The sequence below is a fragment of the Blautia sp. AM28-27 genome (assembly GCF_003480905.1).
In the GTDB taxonomy this organism is placed as follows: Bacteria; Bacillota; Clostridia; order Lachnospirales; family Lachnospiraceae; genus Fusicatenibacter; species Fusicatenibacter saccharivorans.
The window spans coordinates 31,603-48,054 of sequence record NZ_QUJK01000021.1 but is presented as its reverse complement, the minus strand read 5'-3'; the positions used below and the strand labels follow the sequence as shown (position 1 = coordinate 48,054).

11 protein-coding genes are annotated in these 16,452 nt (G+C 39.7%); 2 read left to right on the top strand and 9 right to left on the bottom strand.

The window, feature by feature from the left end:
* Nucleotides 1-219: 219 nt before the first annotated feature.
* From DW743_RS16280 to DW743_RS16265, 5 genes are all read right to left on the bottom strand, one after another.
* Nucleotides 220-399, bottom strand: coding sequence for a hypothetical protein (locus DW743_RS16280; protein ID WP_028086473.1), 180 nt, complete (start codon nt 397-399; stop codon nt 220-222).
* A 124-nt stretch (nt 400-523) separates the two neighbouring features.
* Nucleotides 524-1,531: an ATP-binding protein gene (locus tag DW743_RS16275; RefSeq protein WP_243004563.1), complete on the bottom strand. Its 1,008-nt coding sequence runs from the start codon at nt 1,529-1,531 to the stop codon at nt 524-526.
* A gap of 30 nt (nt 1,532-1,561) precedes the next feature.
* The gene (locus DW743_RS18560) at nt 1,562-1,945 is read right to left on the bottom strand and encodes an AlbA family DNA-binding domain-containing protein (protein ID WP_243001899.1); all 384 of its coding nucleotides are present in this window, start codon (nt 1,943-1,945) and stop codon (nt 1,562-1,564) included.
* Nucleotides 1,946-2,084: 139 nt separating this feature from the next.
* The gene (locus DW743_RS18015) at nt 2,085-2,258 is read right to left on the bottom strand and encodes a hypothetical protein (protein ID WP_158565955.1); all 174 of its coding nucleotides are present in this window, start codon (nt 2,256-2,258) and stop codon (nt 2,085-2,087) included.
* 23 nt (nt 2,259-2,281) lie between these two features.
* Nucleotides 2,282-2,965 carry an 8-oxo-dGTP diphosphatase gene (locus DW743_RS16265; RefSeq protein WP_243004562.1) on the bottom strand — a complete coding sequence of 228 codons (684 nt, stop codon included), beginning with the start codon at nt 2,963-2,965 and terminating at the stop codon, nt 2,282-2,284.
* A 356-nt stretch (nt 2,966-3,321) separates the two neighbouring features.
* Here DW743_RS16265 and DW743_RS16260 point away from each other — a divergent pair, with 356 nt between their 5' ends.
* Both DW743_RS16260 and DW743_RS16255 read left to right on the top strand, forming a co-directional pair.
* Complete coding sequence (locus tag DW743_RS16260) at nt 3,322-3,645, top strand: MobC family plasmid mobilization relaxosome protein (protein WP_117761217.1); 324 nt, start codon at nt 3,322-3,324, stop codon at nt 3,643-3,645.
* Nucleotides 3,612-4,982, top strand: a complete 1,371-nt coding sequence (locus DW743_RS16255; RefSeq protein WP_117761215.1) for a relaxase/mobilization nuclease domain-containing protein — start codon at nt 3,612-3,614, stop codon at nt 4,980-4,982. Before DW743_RS16260 ends, DW743_RS16255 begins: the two co-directional genes overlap by 34 nt.
* 76 nt (nt 4,983-5,058) lie before the next feature.
* On the opposite strand, the gene DW743_RS16250 is transcribed toward DW743_RS16255, so the two are convergent.
* The 4 genes from DW743_RS16250 to DW743_RS16235 all read right to left on the bottom strand — a co-directional run bounded on the left by DW743_RS16250 (nt 5,059) and on the right by DW743_RS16235 (nt 16,441).
* On the bottom strand, nt 5,059-5,790 hold the full coding sequence (locus DW743_RS16250) for a pilin N-terminal domain-containing protein (RefSeq protein WP_117761213.1): 732 nt from the start codon (nt 5,788-5,790) through the stop codon (nt 5,059-5,061).
* Nucleotides 5,775-6,656, bottom strand: coding sequence for a class C sortase (locus DW743_RS16245; protein WP_117761211.1), 882 nt, complete (start codon nt 6,654-6,656; stop codon nt 5,775-5,777). Before DW743_RS16245 ends, DW743_RS16250 begins: the two co-directional genes overlap by 16 nt.
* 97 nt (nt 6,657-6,753) lie before the next feature.
* Entirely contained in the window at nt 6,754-8,298 is a 1,545-nt protein-coding gene (locus tag DW743_RS16240; protein ID WP_117761209.1) for a SpaH/EbpB family LPXTG-anchored major pilin, read from the bottom strand.
* A gap of 31 nt (nt 8,299-8,329) precedes the next feature.
* The gene (locus DW743_RS16235; protein WP_117761207.1) at nt 8,330-16,441 is read right to left on the bottom strand and encodes a Cna B-type domain-containing protein; all 8,112 of its coding nucleotides are present in this window, start codon (nt 16,439-16,441) and stop codon (nt 8,330-8,332) included.
* Nucleotides 16,442-16,452: the final 11 nt, after the last annotated feature.

Below are 16,452 nucleotides of genomic sequence, written 5' to 3'. Positions count from 1 at the left end.
ATATCTAATCCATTTCGGAATAAATATCTTCTGCTTTTAAGTTAATGACATTGCATAAATACAGGCTTTCGGCATTTTAGTCCGTTACTCGAACTCCTTTGCGGACTGCGTTTCATGACACGCAAAGGCTGTTATTAGAGGTTTATATTTCGAACATGTGTTCTGTTTTTGCGTTTTTCGCACCGCTTATGAAGAAATAAACTCCAAAATAACTCCATTTTACTCTTTATTATTTTGTTGTTCTTCTCTTGCGTACAGGAGATCCAATGCCTGACATACAACACCACTCATGCTCTGATAGTGTCTTTCTGCATACTCAACAAGTCTCTGTTTTTGTTCTGGAGTCACCCGTACTCGTATGTTTTCTTCTTTGCCATCTTTTGGTGTTTTTCTAGCCAAACATATCACTTCCCTTCCACAAGTACAGTTTACTACTGATTACTACAAAATGTCAATCTATTTTTGTTATTTATATATATATTCTCTTGGACTAATCTTGAGTTATCTTGGACTAATTTACTTCTCACTCCTGTAGATCTTTATCTACAATCTCCCAGTAACCATTCTTTGGAGATCCATGTCTTATAAGAATACCATACTCTTTTAACTTCTTAATATTGTTCTCAATATTTCGACTGGCAACCCCAATTTTTTCAGCTAACTTAACTGCTGATAATTGATGATCTTCTGAAAGTAACTTTATAATCTTTTGCTGTGTATTGTTGAGGTCTGTTCTCCACACTACCTCCGATGCTTCTCCGATGCTTTCTTTTCCATTTGTCATCGGAAATGAACTACGGAACAGCTCTACCCGAAACATATTATCGAATTCCTGAAATCTCGGCTTCGAAAGTCCATACTCTTCTGCAGCATTAAGGATTCTTTTTATTCCGCTTCCCCATGCTTCTACAAGTCCCATCTGACTGAATATATTGGCAATGCCTTTATTCCGGATCTTCGAATGACCATTCATGACTTCCTCATAAGTTAATCCGTTATATAATCCACCCGTAGAAGTCACCTCCAGTCTTTCATCATAAACTGCGACCTGAATACAAGATTCATCCAACAGGTTACGGTGACAATGGGCGTTAATGATCATTTCCCTGATTGCTTCCGGTGGTAGCTCATATTTCTCTTTTCGCACCAATCCGTCAATTGTTGCTCCAAGTCGAATATTTCTCAATACAAAATCTACTGCTTCTTCGATTTGTGTATAGATTGGTCCTATAAATTCTCTCTTATCAAGAAATACTGCACGATCTATTCCCTTGAATACCGCACATTGGGTTTTAGAAAATGAGAAATAATCTGATGTCAGCAACGCATAGGCATTCGTTGCCAGAAGCTGTCCCTCACTCTGCTTTAAGATCTTCCAGTTTATCAGCTGCTCTTTCTTCACAGAATGCTCTGACATTCCTGCTTTTTTCCGGAACTTTTCAATATCCTGGCAAAGTTTCTCTGTAGCTTCTTCTGAAACTGGATATCCTACACAGGTAAGTTCATCCCAGGAGATTCTGTCTCCTTCCATCTCCAATTCTTTTATTTTCTCTGAAAATGCCTACCTTGATGTACCTGCAACACGGATATAAGTACCATTATCTTTTCCCTTTGATTTTAGATAATATGGTCTATTCTTTCCTGCTTCTACTGATACAACAATAACTGTTTTCCCGTTTACCGTCTGCGGCTCAATATCAGGAATGATCTGTGGCACACAGGAATCAGAAACTGCATTGGCAATTCCATCCATCAGCTGAAACAACACATCATTTTCCACACCAACAATCTGGTGTGTTTTATCATCTACTCCAAAAATCAGCTTGCCACCTTGTGTATTGGCAAAAGCTACGATTGTCTTCATGTACTTTTCACTTTTATCAGGTAAGGATACCTTGTACTCAATATTTTTCGATTCCCCGGAAAACATAGTATCTTCTACCATTCTTTCACTCCTAATCTATACTCGCACCATTGGTGCGAATAATTCTATTTCCAGAGTAAACCTCTCTGGATCATTAACACTATTATACATTCTATCCTTCTTTTCTAGCAAGCAAGAAAACAAAACAGTTCATTTTTTCTTACCATTTTCTTCTGTTCTTTTTAGATGCCAGATAAAGTCTCGTCATCTCATCCATGAAAGTAGTTTTGTCCTCATTGTTCATAGTTCCACTGGCAAATAAAGCAGCTGCCTGTTCAAGAATCTTCCTTGCCTGTTTAGCACCAGAATATTCACTTGGCTCATCATTACCCAAGCACACATTTCTCATATAATTCTTTAATACAAGTCTCCCACATATCCATCTGCTTCCAGATGCATATAGCACTCATCCACCTTCTCTGATTCCAGAATCCGCAAAACGTGTTCCATACCTGTAGCAAGTTCTTTTGTTTTTAACTCTTCCAGCGGAATCCAATAAACTCTTCCTTCCTCAGAACTCTTTAATTCTCCGGTAAACTTATCCGCTTTATACAGGGTAATAACATAGTGCACTCCGCTCTTATGCCAATGATATAATCCTCCAAGCTTCGGTGCTTCAACCCTAAGTCCTGTTTCTTCCCAGACTTCCCGAATCATAGATTTCTGAAAAATCTCATTTGCTTCTACGTGACCGCCTGGAAAAGTTGTACCGGTATAGCTATCATTTACTTTATCCAGAGCCAGTACATTTCCTTTATGATCCTGAATCATACACATATTCATAAAACAGACCTTCTCAATCCGACTCTCTTCTTTTTCATTCAGAGATTTTCTGACATGTTTGTTGATATCCGATCGTTTGGATTTATAATGCTTGAAGACCTCTCCATACGGAATCCAAATTTCTGCATCTTCAATTTTTTCATAAACAGAATCCACCACTTCTTCCAGATGTTTGTCACTCGGAAAAGTACATTTTTTCATATAATAATCTCTGGTTACCTGAAACATCCATTCTGCAATCTTTTCTTTCTGCTTCATTTTTAATTGGGAATACTTCTTATTCGTTTGCAGTAGTCTCCCATCTATCATCTTATGGTTTTTCCGTGACATCGGTTTGACCTCTTTTCTTCTTTTTCATTCAGATTTTACTATACCACAGAATCATGCCTGCGTCATACTTCTGAGCTTCGATGTCCTCTTTTTCTTCTCTCAGTACCTTATTTATAGAGGAATCTTTTTAAGGACTCTCTTCCGGCGGCTGTGCCACCGGTAAATAGCAAGGACAGGAAGTGAGGATACACTTCCGGGAAATCCCAATTTAGGGTACCCTGCCCTAAATTGAAAAACGCTGAAAGCAACGATACTACTGCCCTCTCAGAAAGGAGAAACTGCTAATGGCTGAAAGAAAAAGAAACAAAGAAATTCATTTTTATGTCACCGAAGAAGAAAGGAAGCTTATCCGCAGAAAGATGATAGAGTCAAAAACTAAAAACATGGGAGCTTATCTGCGAAAAATGGCAATCGACGGTTACATCGTCAACACCGATACCACTCCACTGAAGAAACAGTATGAGGAAATGCACAAGATTGGTGTAAATATCAACCAGATTGCAAAAAAGGTAAATACCACCGGAGATCTATATCCGGAAGAAATGCAAGAATTGAAAGAGATGGTAAAAGAAATATGGCATATCTTAAAATCTTCCCCATTAAAGTAACAGACAAGAAAGCTCTGGACTATATTACAAATCCAGATAAGACAGATGAAAAACTTTTAGTTTCCAGTTTTGGCTGTTCCCCGGAAACTGCAGATCTTGAATTTTCTATGACAAGAGAAATGGCAAAAAAGAATGGAATGGACAAGGGCGATAACTTGGCATTTCATCTGATCCAGTCATTTAAGCCTGGAGAAGTTGATGCCGAAAATGCCCATCGCTTAGGGCAGCAATTTGCTGACGAAGTACTGAAAGGAAAATATGAATATGTGATCAGTACGCATGTTGATAAAAATCATATCCATAACCATATCATCTTCAACGCCGCAAGCTTTGTTGACCATCACAAGTATGTTTCCAATAAGCGGAGCTACCATAAACTCTGCAGAGTCAGTAATCGTATCTGCCATGAAAATGGACTTGCCACAAGCATGCCAACCGGAGAAAAAGGTAAAAGCTATAAAGAGAATATGGAATATCATCGTGGCACCAGTTGGAAAGCCAAGCTACGTGTTGCAGTTGATAAGGCAATCTGGACTTCCATCAACTATGAGGAATTTCTACAAAAAATGCAGTTAGCCGGATATGAAATCCGGCAGGGAAAGCACCTGTCATTCCGTGCACCGGAACAGCAGAACTTCACTTATATGAAATCTCTCGGAAGCTATTATTCCGAAGAAAATGTTCGCATCCGTCTGGCTAAAAATCGTAGCAAAGTAAAAACTCCAAGACATCTGTCCAGAGAAGCTCGCTTGTATATCAATATCTCCACTTATGTCACAACTGGAAATCGTGAAGGTTTTGAACGATGGGCAAAACTCAATAACCTGAAAGAAGCGGTTCGTACCTTCAACTATCTTTCCGAAAATAACTTGCTGAATTATGACGATTTCAGGCAGCATGTATCTGACATTGAAGCTTCTATGAAAGTTGCCGACCAAAGAATAGCACAAATCAACAGTGAGCTGAGCACGCAGAAAGTCATTCAGAAACACTGCGATTCTTACCGGCTTTGTCGTAAAGTAATTGAAGATTGTAAATCTGCTAAAAATCCAAAAGCATACCGCACCAAACATCAGGCAGAATACCAGCTCCACGATTCACTAAAAAAAGAGCTTCAGGATCTGGGTGTTACCAAAATCCCTAGCTCTGAGAAAATCCAAAAGCGGATTGAACATCTTGAATCTGAACAGGCTGCTACTGTCCGAGAAAAACAGGAATTGCAGAAAAAACAGAAGACACTAGATATCATCCAACAGAATTTCACAGCACTGCTCAATGCTCCTCAAATATCAAACAACGATATCAATCGTACCGTTGCACCACCACTTCAACATTAATATTAGAAACGTTTTAAACCATATAACACAAGAAAACTGATTCCACCGCAATGGATCAGTTTTCTTTAAATAATGCCTACTTCATTTTTCTCTTTTTATATAATCCTACAATCAAACCAAGACTAACAATCGCTATTAAAAACCATGCAACTATATTTGTTATATCTCCGGTTTTTACCGTATTTATTATTTTCTGAATAGTATTTGGTTTATCTGGTTTTGAAGGTGACGGATCCTTTGGCTTATCTGGATTGCTCGGTGGTGTTTCTGGTGAAACCCATTCAGCCTTTGGTTCTATCGTTACATTATATTCTACATTCCCATTGATTTCAGATGGAATATTAACAAGGAATGGCGCAGATTCAAATTTATCTGTACCACTTTCCACATTTTCAATCTGTGCAATCAGATAAATTCCTTCATCCAATCCTCCAAAACTCGTGCGTCCCGAACTATCTGTTTCTTGCATTAAGCCGGAAATATCATTTTCCTTCGCAAATGCAAACAATTGTTTTGCCTGTTTTTCTCTTGCTTCTGCACTGGTATCTTGTAATGATATACCTGAATCTTTAAAACTATCTTCCCAGACCAGCTCATCATTTTTCATATATTGAATTGGAAATATTGAGAACTTTGCTCCGGAAAGAGTCACTTCTTTATCCGAACTATTTCTCCCCTTGTAAATAATTTGAATGCTTCCTGTTCTGCTTCCTGCTTCAGCATGGATTGTTGAAATATCTATAAAACTACCGACAAGAAAAAGCATAACGAATAAAATAATGTGAATACTTCTTATCTTCTTTCGCACCTTACTTTCCTCCTTTTTCTATCTCGTATACTATAAATTACAGCAATCAGCAACCCTATAAAAATTACTATAATTGTTACAATCAGCACTTTAGCAGTAAAAGATAACTCCGGTTTTATATTTGTATCCGGCTCTTGCTTCGTTGCCTCTTCATAAGGTATTCTCTCTCCACGTACTAAAAGTCTGTGTGTATTGATTGCAAATGGTGTACAAGTAACAAGTGTTGCATAATCCTTGCCTGGTTCAATAGATAACCCATCTGTCTCTTCCGGTAAAACTGTTAATATCTGATCAATCTGATATGCCAGTGTTTCATCTAAAACCTTAATGTAAAAAATATCCCCTACTTCCAGTTTATCCATATTGGTAAATAGTGTCTTTGTCGGAAGACCTCTATGTCCGGTCAGAACTGTATGTGTACTTTCTCCACCAACTGGAAGAGATGTACCCCAAAAATGTCCGACACCTGCCTGTAGCACAGCTTCACTTGTTCCATGATAGATTGGAAGTTCTACATTAATCTTAGGAATGCGAATGTATCCCATCATTCCAGAACCATCTACATTTAACAGGCTCTCATAACGAGCATCTATTTCCACATCTTCCTGCGAAAATGGATCAATCAAATCAATATTTCCCAGCATTTCCTTATTGTATGCTCTCGCATCTTCCAGCATTTGCTCTTTTTCTGCCTTACTTAACTTTACGCTTTCCTCATCATAATAGGATACAACTTTGGAACCATTCTTTTCATTCAAATAACTACTAAACGTTGGATATAACAATACGGAGAATGCAACCAAAAGCACAATCAGACGAATAATATCTTTTATTGTTACCTTCTTTTTTTTCTTCTTACTCTTCATTTCATTCTCCCTGTTGTTATACTTGGAATTGCGGTTACCTTCCGTGGAAGATAACCGCCAATTCCTTAAATATTATCTTATATCTCTGGTAAAATTATTATGCTTCTTTTCTTTTGTCACGGATGAAGCTTACTGCTACACCGAATACAAGAAGAGCTGCGATTACAGAAAATGCAATTGCTCCACGTCCACCAGTGGATGGAAGAAGGGAACCAGTGCTGTTCTGAATATCGATGATTTTATCATTTTCTGGAGTTTCATTGTTATCTTTTGTAATAGTCCATTCAGTGTCGCTGGTCTTTTTGATTGTGACCTTAACTGGAGCTGACAGCTTGTTATAACCATCTGGTGCCTGTGTCTCTTCCAAATAATAGATTCCTGCTGCCAGACCGTTAATGTGTAAATTGTAATTTCCATCAATTGCACTTGCAACTGTTACCATTTCGTCAATTGTATCTGCTGCACTTTGATCAGCTGCATAAGTGTATTCACCATCAGTATTTTCTACATCTTTTGTTACTTTGATTACTGCATTTTTATCGATGTTACCATCTGTAGTTGAAGCATACAGCTTAAAGTGTGCCCCTGCTAACATAATATCTTTTGTGTCTGTTTTCTTTACATCCAGTGGATATGTAGGTGTTACAACTTCAGACGGTTTTGTTCTTCCTGTTGCATCTGTACCTGGTTTATTGCTATATTCTAATGTCGCACTATTCTTTGTTTCAACAACTGCATTTTTGTTTACTTTTGCTTGATAAGTAACTTCGATTTTAGCTCCTGTAGCAGCTGTTTTCACTTTTTCAGATAAGTCAATTGTCATATTTCTTTCGTTATCCTTAGAAATTGCACCTACTACATCATTATAAGTTGCTTCTCCAATTTTAACTGTTACAACAACGTTTCCTGCTTCATTTGTTACAAAATCCAAACCATTTGTTAATGTATCGTGGATTTTATATACGTAATTGCTATAACCTGTCATATCAGGAACCTGTCCTGTAATTGTATAAGTTACAGTCTGTCCTACGTGAACTGTAGTTGCATCTTTATCTGCTGTTTTTGTAATATCTGGTGCTTGAGTTTTTAAGTTCACTGTTGCTGTTGCACTGACTACTGGAACTAATGAAGACTGAATTTCTTTTGTACCAGTCTGGCAAACCAGATAGTAACCAAAGTCTAACCCCTCAACATTAAAAGTTGTATCTGTTGCATCTTCATCAAATGATCTAGTACTTGTTTCCTTAATCATTTGGTCTGGATGTTCTTTATTATACTTTAATAATTTTTTTGTGAAGTCATTTGCAAATTTCTGCGTATTCGTTCCATTATTAGTATCTGTAGCTTTCTTCACTGCGTCATAATATCCCTGATCTGTTTTATCAGTGAAACCATCACCTAAAACTTGATCCAAAATTGGTGTGTACAGACTATTTACTTTGTAACCATAATTAGAACCGCTGACTGTCATATCAAATAATTTGTAGATATTAACTGTCTGATTTGCTAATGTCTGTCCATCTTTTACATTTACTGTAAGTGTGCCTTTTGTTGCTCCTTCTGCGGCAAATGCTGTGACAGACATAGCCATCATCATAATCGCTGCCAGCATTAATGCCATGATTTTTTTCATTCTCTTCATGTCCTTTATCTCCTTTTCTTGAGAATTTTTTTTATAGTTTTTCTGCTTTTTTATTTTCCTTGCATTTTTTATATCTCATTACGAAATATACCAGGAAAAGCAGAACAGCTATCAGGTAAATCAAATAGCTTCCGTATCCTCCGGTATCCGGAAGACCTGGGAAATGTCTATTAGTTATTGTGAAGGTAAATCCATCTTGCGATTTATCTATCGTTGTTGTATAACCATCCACTTTTGCTTCTGTGATGGAATACGTGTAATAATAAATATCATCTCCAACTGTCTTGTATGCTGGAAGTTTCTTTATCACCTCCTGCCACTTAGATTTATCGCTGGAACCTTTTATGGTGTAACTATCGTAACCCGAAACTGGTTCTGTGTGTTCTATACTGCTCGCATCTGTCCAGGTACGTGATATTGTTACCGTGATACTATCTGGTCGTTTATGATCAAAATTGTTTAAATCCTTCCAGATTTTATTGATTGTCAGCTTGATGTACTCATCACATGGATCCTGCGACTCGGATGGTTCCGGTGTATCACTATCTCCTGTGTTCAGTGTTGTTTTTGTATCTGACATCAATACTGCTTTTGCTGGTGATTCATAAGCTTTAAGCTCTGCTGTCGTAGACGAAGTATCATCTGTCAGCTTTGCATTTTGCAAAGTTTCATAGCTTTTTATCGAATTCATATGACCCAGCGTGTAAATATCCCATCCACTGGAAGTATCTTTTTCATAGCTTAGATTCAGCTTGTCTGAACCCTTTTTGATTTGATCCAGCGCTACATCCAGCTTTCTGTAAATACGGTAATTATTATTCTCGCCTTCCACCTTCTCCTGTGTGTTAGCTTCATATACAGAATCCAACTTACTCTTTCCGCTAAATGGTCCAACAAGATCTTTTGTTCCACGAACCACATCACAGTAATACATGTTGTTGTTCTTCAAAAGTCCTTCATCGTTGAATCCAACAAAGCCACCACTTCGTCCGTCTTTAGCATCACCATCATTGTTATTTCCGGCTCCACCGGCATAGACATCATATCCTTGACTGACACCGTAGACATTACTATCTGTGATTTTTGTTCGATTCGCCTTGATCAGACTCACACTGATATTGGATTTGGCATCATTATCATTCAAAAGTCCATTTTCATCGCATGGAAGTTTGATGGATGAATCTCCAATCGTAATAATTGCAAGGTCTGTCTGTTGATTGTTATCCGTTGACTTTTTTGAAAGTCCTACAGAAATATCCAATCCAAGCAGATTTACATGAAGCAGTTTGCCATCATACAGCGCATCCACTTTGATGATTCCAAGATTAATCTTCAGAAGATCGGAATCCTGGATTTTATCCAGATATAGTGCTTTTACAAGTTGATTAACAACTGAGAATATTACATTCACTGCTCCTGAATCCAACTTCAAATCTGCAAGATAAGCGAAACTTGTTCGTCCTGCAAATCCACCGGCTGTTCCACCTGACGCTACCTGTTTCAGTCCAATTTTCTGGTTTGTCTTGTCACCTGCTGTACAATTCGACATTCTTGCAAGATTTGCATATCCGATAAATCCTCCGGCAATCTGCTCTTCTCCATTTGTACTCTGCACAGTGTAACCCTCATCAGTTCCTGTAACTGCACAGTCATCAATGTGAGAACCAAAAATGTCCATAACTCCAAGAGCTCCACCCAGTAACTGTCCTGTATTGTCTCCAATAACGTCTATCTTGTCTGCCTTAACTACTCCACTCTTTCCAGAATAGCCGACAAATCCTCCGACACTATTTAAACCTCTTACATTACTTAATTCTGTTACTTTACTGTTTTTCACAGAACCATTTAACAGTGAGCCGCCAAAACCTCCGGCCGTTCCGCTATAGGTAACCTGATTGTTCTGTCCGGATTTTATCGCTGTGTTTGCGCTGACACTTAAGCCAGCATCCTTACTTCCACTTACAGTTCCGTAATATACATAACTTCTAAACGCATCCAGCACATCGGTTCTTCCAAGCTCTAATAATTTATCAAGGAGCGAGGTCTCATTTCCTGCACTGATATTGGCAACTCCGGCCACGTCAGCAACACCAAAGCATCCTCCGGCATATTCACCTGCGACTACGGAACGGATATTCTGTACAGAAACTCCTGCCTCTTTCGTACCCTTCTCACCGAGTACAGTTCCTTCCAGATTTCCGGCAAATCCTCCGGCTGCTTTTGCATAAGAAGTGTTATTACTTCTACTTGCGTAAGCACCATTTACGATGATTCCCCAGTCATCCCAGGATTCCACATCCGCATAACGGATAGTTGCGACTGTGGCATTTAATACTTTTATCAAATCTGTCGGTGTACTTAACAGTTTATTCAGAAGCTGGCTAAGTAATCCTTCTCCTGCAGTAGGATCCACTGTTGCTACACTTCCTGGTCTGGAGCTTCCGACAAATCCTCCGACATAGCTTCTTCCGTCAACTCGTCTCAGCTTTGTGACCTTGCAGCGTGCATCATTTTCGCCCCAGATCTGCCCACCGATCAGTTTTCCTACATAACCTCCGGCATAACCACAGGTATCTTTGTCATCTACACCTTCTGACTGGACAATCAGTCCACTCTGATAACCCTCTACCGAAGATTTCTTGATTACTGGCACAAAGACATTAAGTACCTGCAGCATTTGTCCTAATTGCAGATTAAGACCGAGGATATCAACTCCTCCAAGCTTTGCTGCTCCGCCGTTTATCATTTCCCCTGCAAAACCGCCGGCACATCGAAGTCCTTTAATTGTCTTCGCCTGATAAGCCTGTCCATTTGTAATAGTTCCGGTCTGCATTGATCCGACATAGCCACCGGCTGCTCCGCCATTTGCCAGTTTTGTCTCATCTCGGTAATTGACTCTTCCTGCTACAACATTGTATCCGTAAGCATACTTTCCTATGATTGCATCCAGTTCAGCCTGATTACTTACTGTTCCATGCTCCGCAAGATCACTTCCGTAACCACCCTTTTTTCCGACAAACTCCACCCATTTATTCCAGGTTTCATAATCCATCAAGGCAAGTGGTCCGTAAACTGCCGTATTTTCTTCCGTCGGATAGACAACACTAAGAGCTCCCAGGATGTTATCTACTTTTACCAGTCCCCACAACAAGGACAGGTTTCCGGTACTTGCCGTATCTGCTGACTCCATAAGTCCTGTGAAGCCACCAGCAATTTCTTCTCCGTATACCGAGCGAATCCGGACTGCTTTGCAGACACTTGTTGGTCCGGTATAGTCTTTACCTTTCCATTTCTTTGTATTGTTTCCCCAGATGTGACCACCTTCATTATGTCCTGCATAACCTCCGGCCATACCTCGTTGTACCTGTGTTGTGGAATCAGCATCTGCACGAACTGCACCACCACAAGGAATACAAGTCGTAGAGCTGTTTCTGATCGTCGGTACAAAGTCCTCCGCTAATGATGCCAATGTATCTGACACATTAACAAGATCATCTAAGATACCAGTATCGCCAAGGACATTTGCCACATTTCCTGGCTGCAAGTCTCCCACATAACCACCGGCTGTAATCTGGCCAATGATATATGAGAAGTTATTTGCGTTGGAATTCTGAATGTGTCCACCGGAAATCTTTCCGGCAAAACCACCTGCATCACCAAGTATGTCATTTGCCGATGCATCAGATGCTGTATTTTTCCAGGTCGCTTTTACTGCAAAACCTCCAACATTTCCTGTAACATCAGAATGTTCTATTGTAGAAACAACGACATTCAATGCATCCAGCACATGATTGATTCCTATCGATTTACCAAGTACGCTCAAACCTTTTCCAATTGAAGCCGCAGAACCAATATCCATATATCCGATATATCCACCTGCATATCTGGCACCGGTTACTGCATATGTGCTTTTATTTTCATCATAGTATGTTGGTGCTTCATTTGCTTCCAGATCCTTCGGTTCCTTTACAGTAGTATGCTTCAGATTCGTAACATCACAGTAGCTTATCTGTACACCGCTTCCGTAACCGATAAATCCTCCGGCACTTCCAGAATTGCTATCGTCTGTTTTCATTTTGTTGGCAGTAACAGTAAATCCGTTGTCTGACTTGACTCCTGCATACTGCACATATGGAATGTAGGCATTGATCAGGTTCAGCAAATCTCCGACATTAATATTCAGCCCCTTGATACCTCCAAGAATGCTGATTCCACCTCCAGCATCTGCCAATGCTCCGGAGTAAACATTTCCGCCAAAGCCTCCGGCATAAGACTGCCCGTTTACATGATCCAGATTATAGACAGAATAATAGCTACCTTCTCCTGCGCCTTGGTTGTTAACCGTTCCACTCTGGAAGTTTCCGACAAAACCGCCAGCTGTATCTGCAGCAACTCCGCCTTTATCAACATAAGTAACCGTGCACTCTGTATAAGAAGGAAGCAAGTACGTGACAGCACCTAACAACTTATTTGCATTTAGCAAAGCCTTGACATCCGCTTCACCAGCTACATCTGCAAGACCTCCGGTCTGTGAAGAACCTACAAATCCTCCTGCAAAACCATCTGTATCATTTGCTGTTACTTCTTTTAAATTTTTCACATCAGACTTAATGATCTCACAGCTGTTACTCTTTCCGATGAAACCACCGGCTGTATAATCCACTACTTCGCCATTGGAATTTGCACCTGTTGCTTCTACAGTCATGCCTCCTGCGATGCCATTTACATGAGCTTCATTGATTTTAACTCTGACACCTTCTGCCACAGAAAGCAGATTTCCTACTTTCAGCAAATTGTTTAGTCCTAACAGATTCAAAGTCAGTCCGTTTCCACCAGCCAGATCTCCCGGACCTGCACAACCGATAAAACCACCTACTCTGTTTTTTGCTGTAACAGATTTTACCTGATTCAATGTTACAGTATCCACATCTCCACCGACAGCTTCACCAATCGCTCCGCCGGCGTAGTTTTCTTTTGCTTCTACTGTATATCCATCATTTACTCCCGTCACTGTTACATGATGCACAGTAAATCCAAGGAAGTTTCCGATTCCAAGCGTATTATTTAAAAGTCCTGTGACATTTGCTGTTGTTACACTTCCGGCAATACCCCCGGCACGATTTTCACTTGCCGTAACTGTTTTTAATCCTGTGAGCACATTATCTCTTTGGGCTACACTGCTCGCATCTCGTCCGCCATGTTTCCAATACGGAAGTTTATTTAAATATTCGGAACTGGATTCTGCAATATAGACGCCATCACCACCACCAAGAATACCACCGGAATAGCTCTTACCAGCCTCAACTGAAACTGATGAACAATCCATGTTACATCCCAGGATTGCTGATGGTGCAATTCCTACAAGTGACAAGAGCATACCTGCTTTTTCCGGATTACTCGACAAAAGACCTGTCAACAAGTCTTTCACTGTTGTTAAAAGGCTTGCATCCTTGACTTCTTTATTTCCAAGGTTTGTAATCCATCCAACTGTTGAAATACCACTCACACCACCGGCATAACTTCCGCTTGCTTTAACTGCAATGCTTCCGCTCACTCCGCAATTGACTGCATAGCTGTTTGTCTGTGCTCCTACAATACCACCTTGATAATTTTCACCAGATACTGAGACATTACATCCTGTCAGATTGCAATTTAACAAGATACTCTGTGGCTGCATTACTCGAATAAGTTCAACACCTACATCACTTAACAAACCTCGGATTTCTGCATCTCTGCTGATTCCTGCAAATCCTCCGCCGTATTCTTTTGCCGTTACAGAATAACTACTGTTTTTCACGGAGCAGTCAAAGATTCTTGTTCCTACCTGCTGTCCTACAAAACCACCTGCATAATCTTTATCCGCAGCTCCGATAGTTCCTGCCAGATTCTCTACATGACAGTATTTGATATTTACATTTTTGTATCCAGTAGGGATTAAACTACCAACCGGCAATGCATTGTCCAGAAGAATTGTGATCAAATCTCCAAGCCCAAGTCCCGGAATTGCATTTAACAATGATGATAATGCATTCACCGTTACTCCAAGAGCTTTTGACAATCCGTCATACTCTGTTACACCTTCTGTATAACCGACAAACCCACCAGTACGATCATTAATATTCGAAACACTGACTTTTCCTGTCACATCACAGTTTTCAATGGAAACATCACCCACTAGCCTTCCGGCGAATGCACCTGCTGCATAAATCGTCGGATCCTTTGCTCTTGCATTTAAAAGTGCTGATAATGTATCTTGCAAATTCAGTTTTACGCTTCCAAATGATAAAACTCCTACTAATAAATCAACTACACCACCTACAAGCCATCCAAGTCCCGATGTAAGTCCACTTATTATGGTCTGTGTATTTTTATGTTTATTCGTGTTATTTTGTACATTTACATTTTGTAATTCCAGGTTTGATACGGAAACCGTTCCGGCGCTGACACCAATGTTGTTTACATTCACCTCATTCGTAATTGTTCCAAAAAATCCAATTCCTATATACTTAGAACCATCCATTTCTTCTGTCTGGTTCACATTCACATTAGAAATTACAGGTTTTCCAGTTGCCAAAATAGAATTTCCATCCGTAAGTGTCGCCTGTCCATCTGCTAACTTTGCACCTTTGATGTCCCCCGACACCATAAGCGGTGTCCACAGATCATCTTCTTTATTTGAGTTCACACCATCCTTGGATAAGTCAATATCTCGAAAAATGATGTAATTTGCATTGGATGAATATTTTAAACCACCATATTCTTGCTTTAACTTCATCAGACTCGCTGTTTCATTGTCAGGTAACCCTTGGTCGTTAACGCCACATAAACTACCAGTTCCTACTGTAAGACCACCCAATAATGTCCCTAACAGTCCACCTACTCCCTTCAACAGACCCGTAACAATATCATCGCTTGTCAAATCGACATCTGCCAGCTTATACTTACCATTATCTTTATAATATAAATACGAGTTATCACCTTTCACTGTATCTGGCTTTTGTTGGAATCCAGAAAGATGGGTAGTTGCCCCTTCTGCAGCAACAGCATCAAGTCCAAGATCCGCATCGCCTGGATAGTATGGTGTGTAGAAAGGCTTTCCGCCAAGTAATCCGCTTACTAACCCCTGACGGTAATAAACATACAGTCTCGGAGTTACGCTCTTATTGCTTCCAATCGCCCGCAACTGTGACTCATTTCCGATCAGAATATATTTCTTCCCGGAAACTTCTACATATAATTGTCCCGGTTTTGTTCTTCCATCTGCATGTTCACCATCTAGCCACTGAACTCCATTCGCTGATTTTTCTGTCAATTGATCTGCAACCAGTTCTGGCTTATCCGAATTAAACTTCTGCGATAACACATAATTATGAGACTTACTATAAGTCAGATACTCCTGATCTTCTCCATCCGGGTAAATCATCTGCCCCATACCAAACTGTGGTGCATCATAATCTAATGTCATAACAGGTTCTGTTTCAGATTCTTCCTGTGCAAGTACCATTAACTGATATGGATTATATATGTAGATTGTATCCGTTTCCTTATCATACAGCGTTGGTGTTTCGTTTTCTTCTAGTTTCGTACCTGTGATAGTTCCGGTAAAGGAATCCGGTACTAACCACATCTGTTCCGAGTTCATCTGGATGTCATTCATCAAAATGTACTGAGCATCTGCACCGTATTTCAGCTCTGTGCCTTCATTCTTTACTACTTCTCCAGAACCAATCTTTCCATCCTTATCACCTGTGTAAATATAAGCATCTGAACCAATCTGTTTTAATTGTTCATAATTATAAATGCATATTTTACTATCCTTATAATAAGCATCTATATTATCTGTTGATTCCGCTTTAACATTTCCACCGGACGATTCCGATTCGTCATTTTTCGAGTTTTCACTTGTTTCCTCCGATATCTTAGATTCGGATTCCGTGGTGCCATTTATTTCATCTGAAACTGTGGATTCGGTTGATGCTTCATCATTGCTCATATTGGTTTCATCAGAAAGGACCACTTGACTCGTGTTGGTACCTGATGGATTCAGATCTGCCGCATCCGCAATATTCACTTGAGAAAATAAGATAGCTATACATAATATTACTGCGATAATTCTGTTCTCTATCCTTCTTTTTTTCTTCATATCTGGACCTC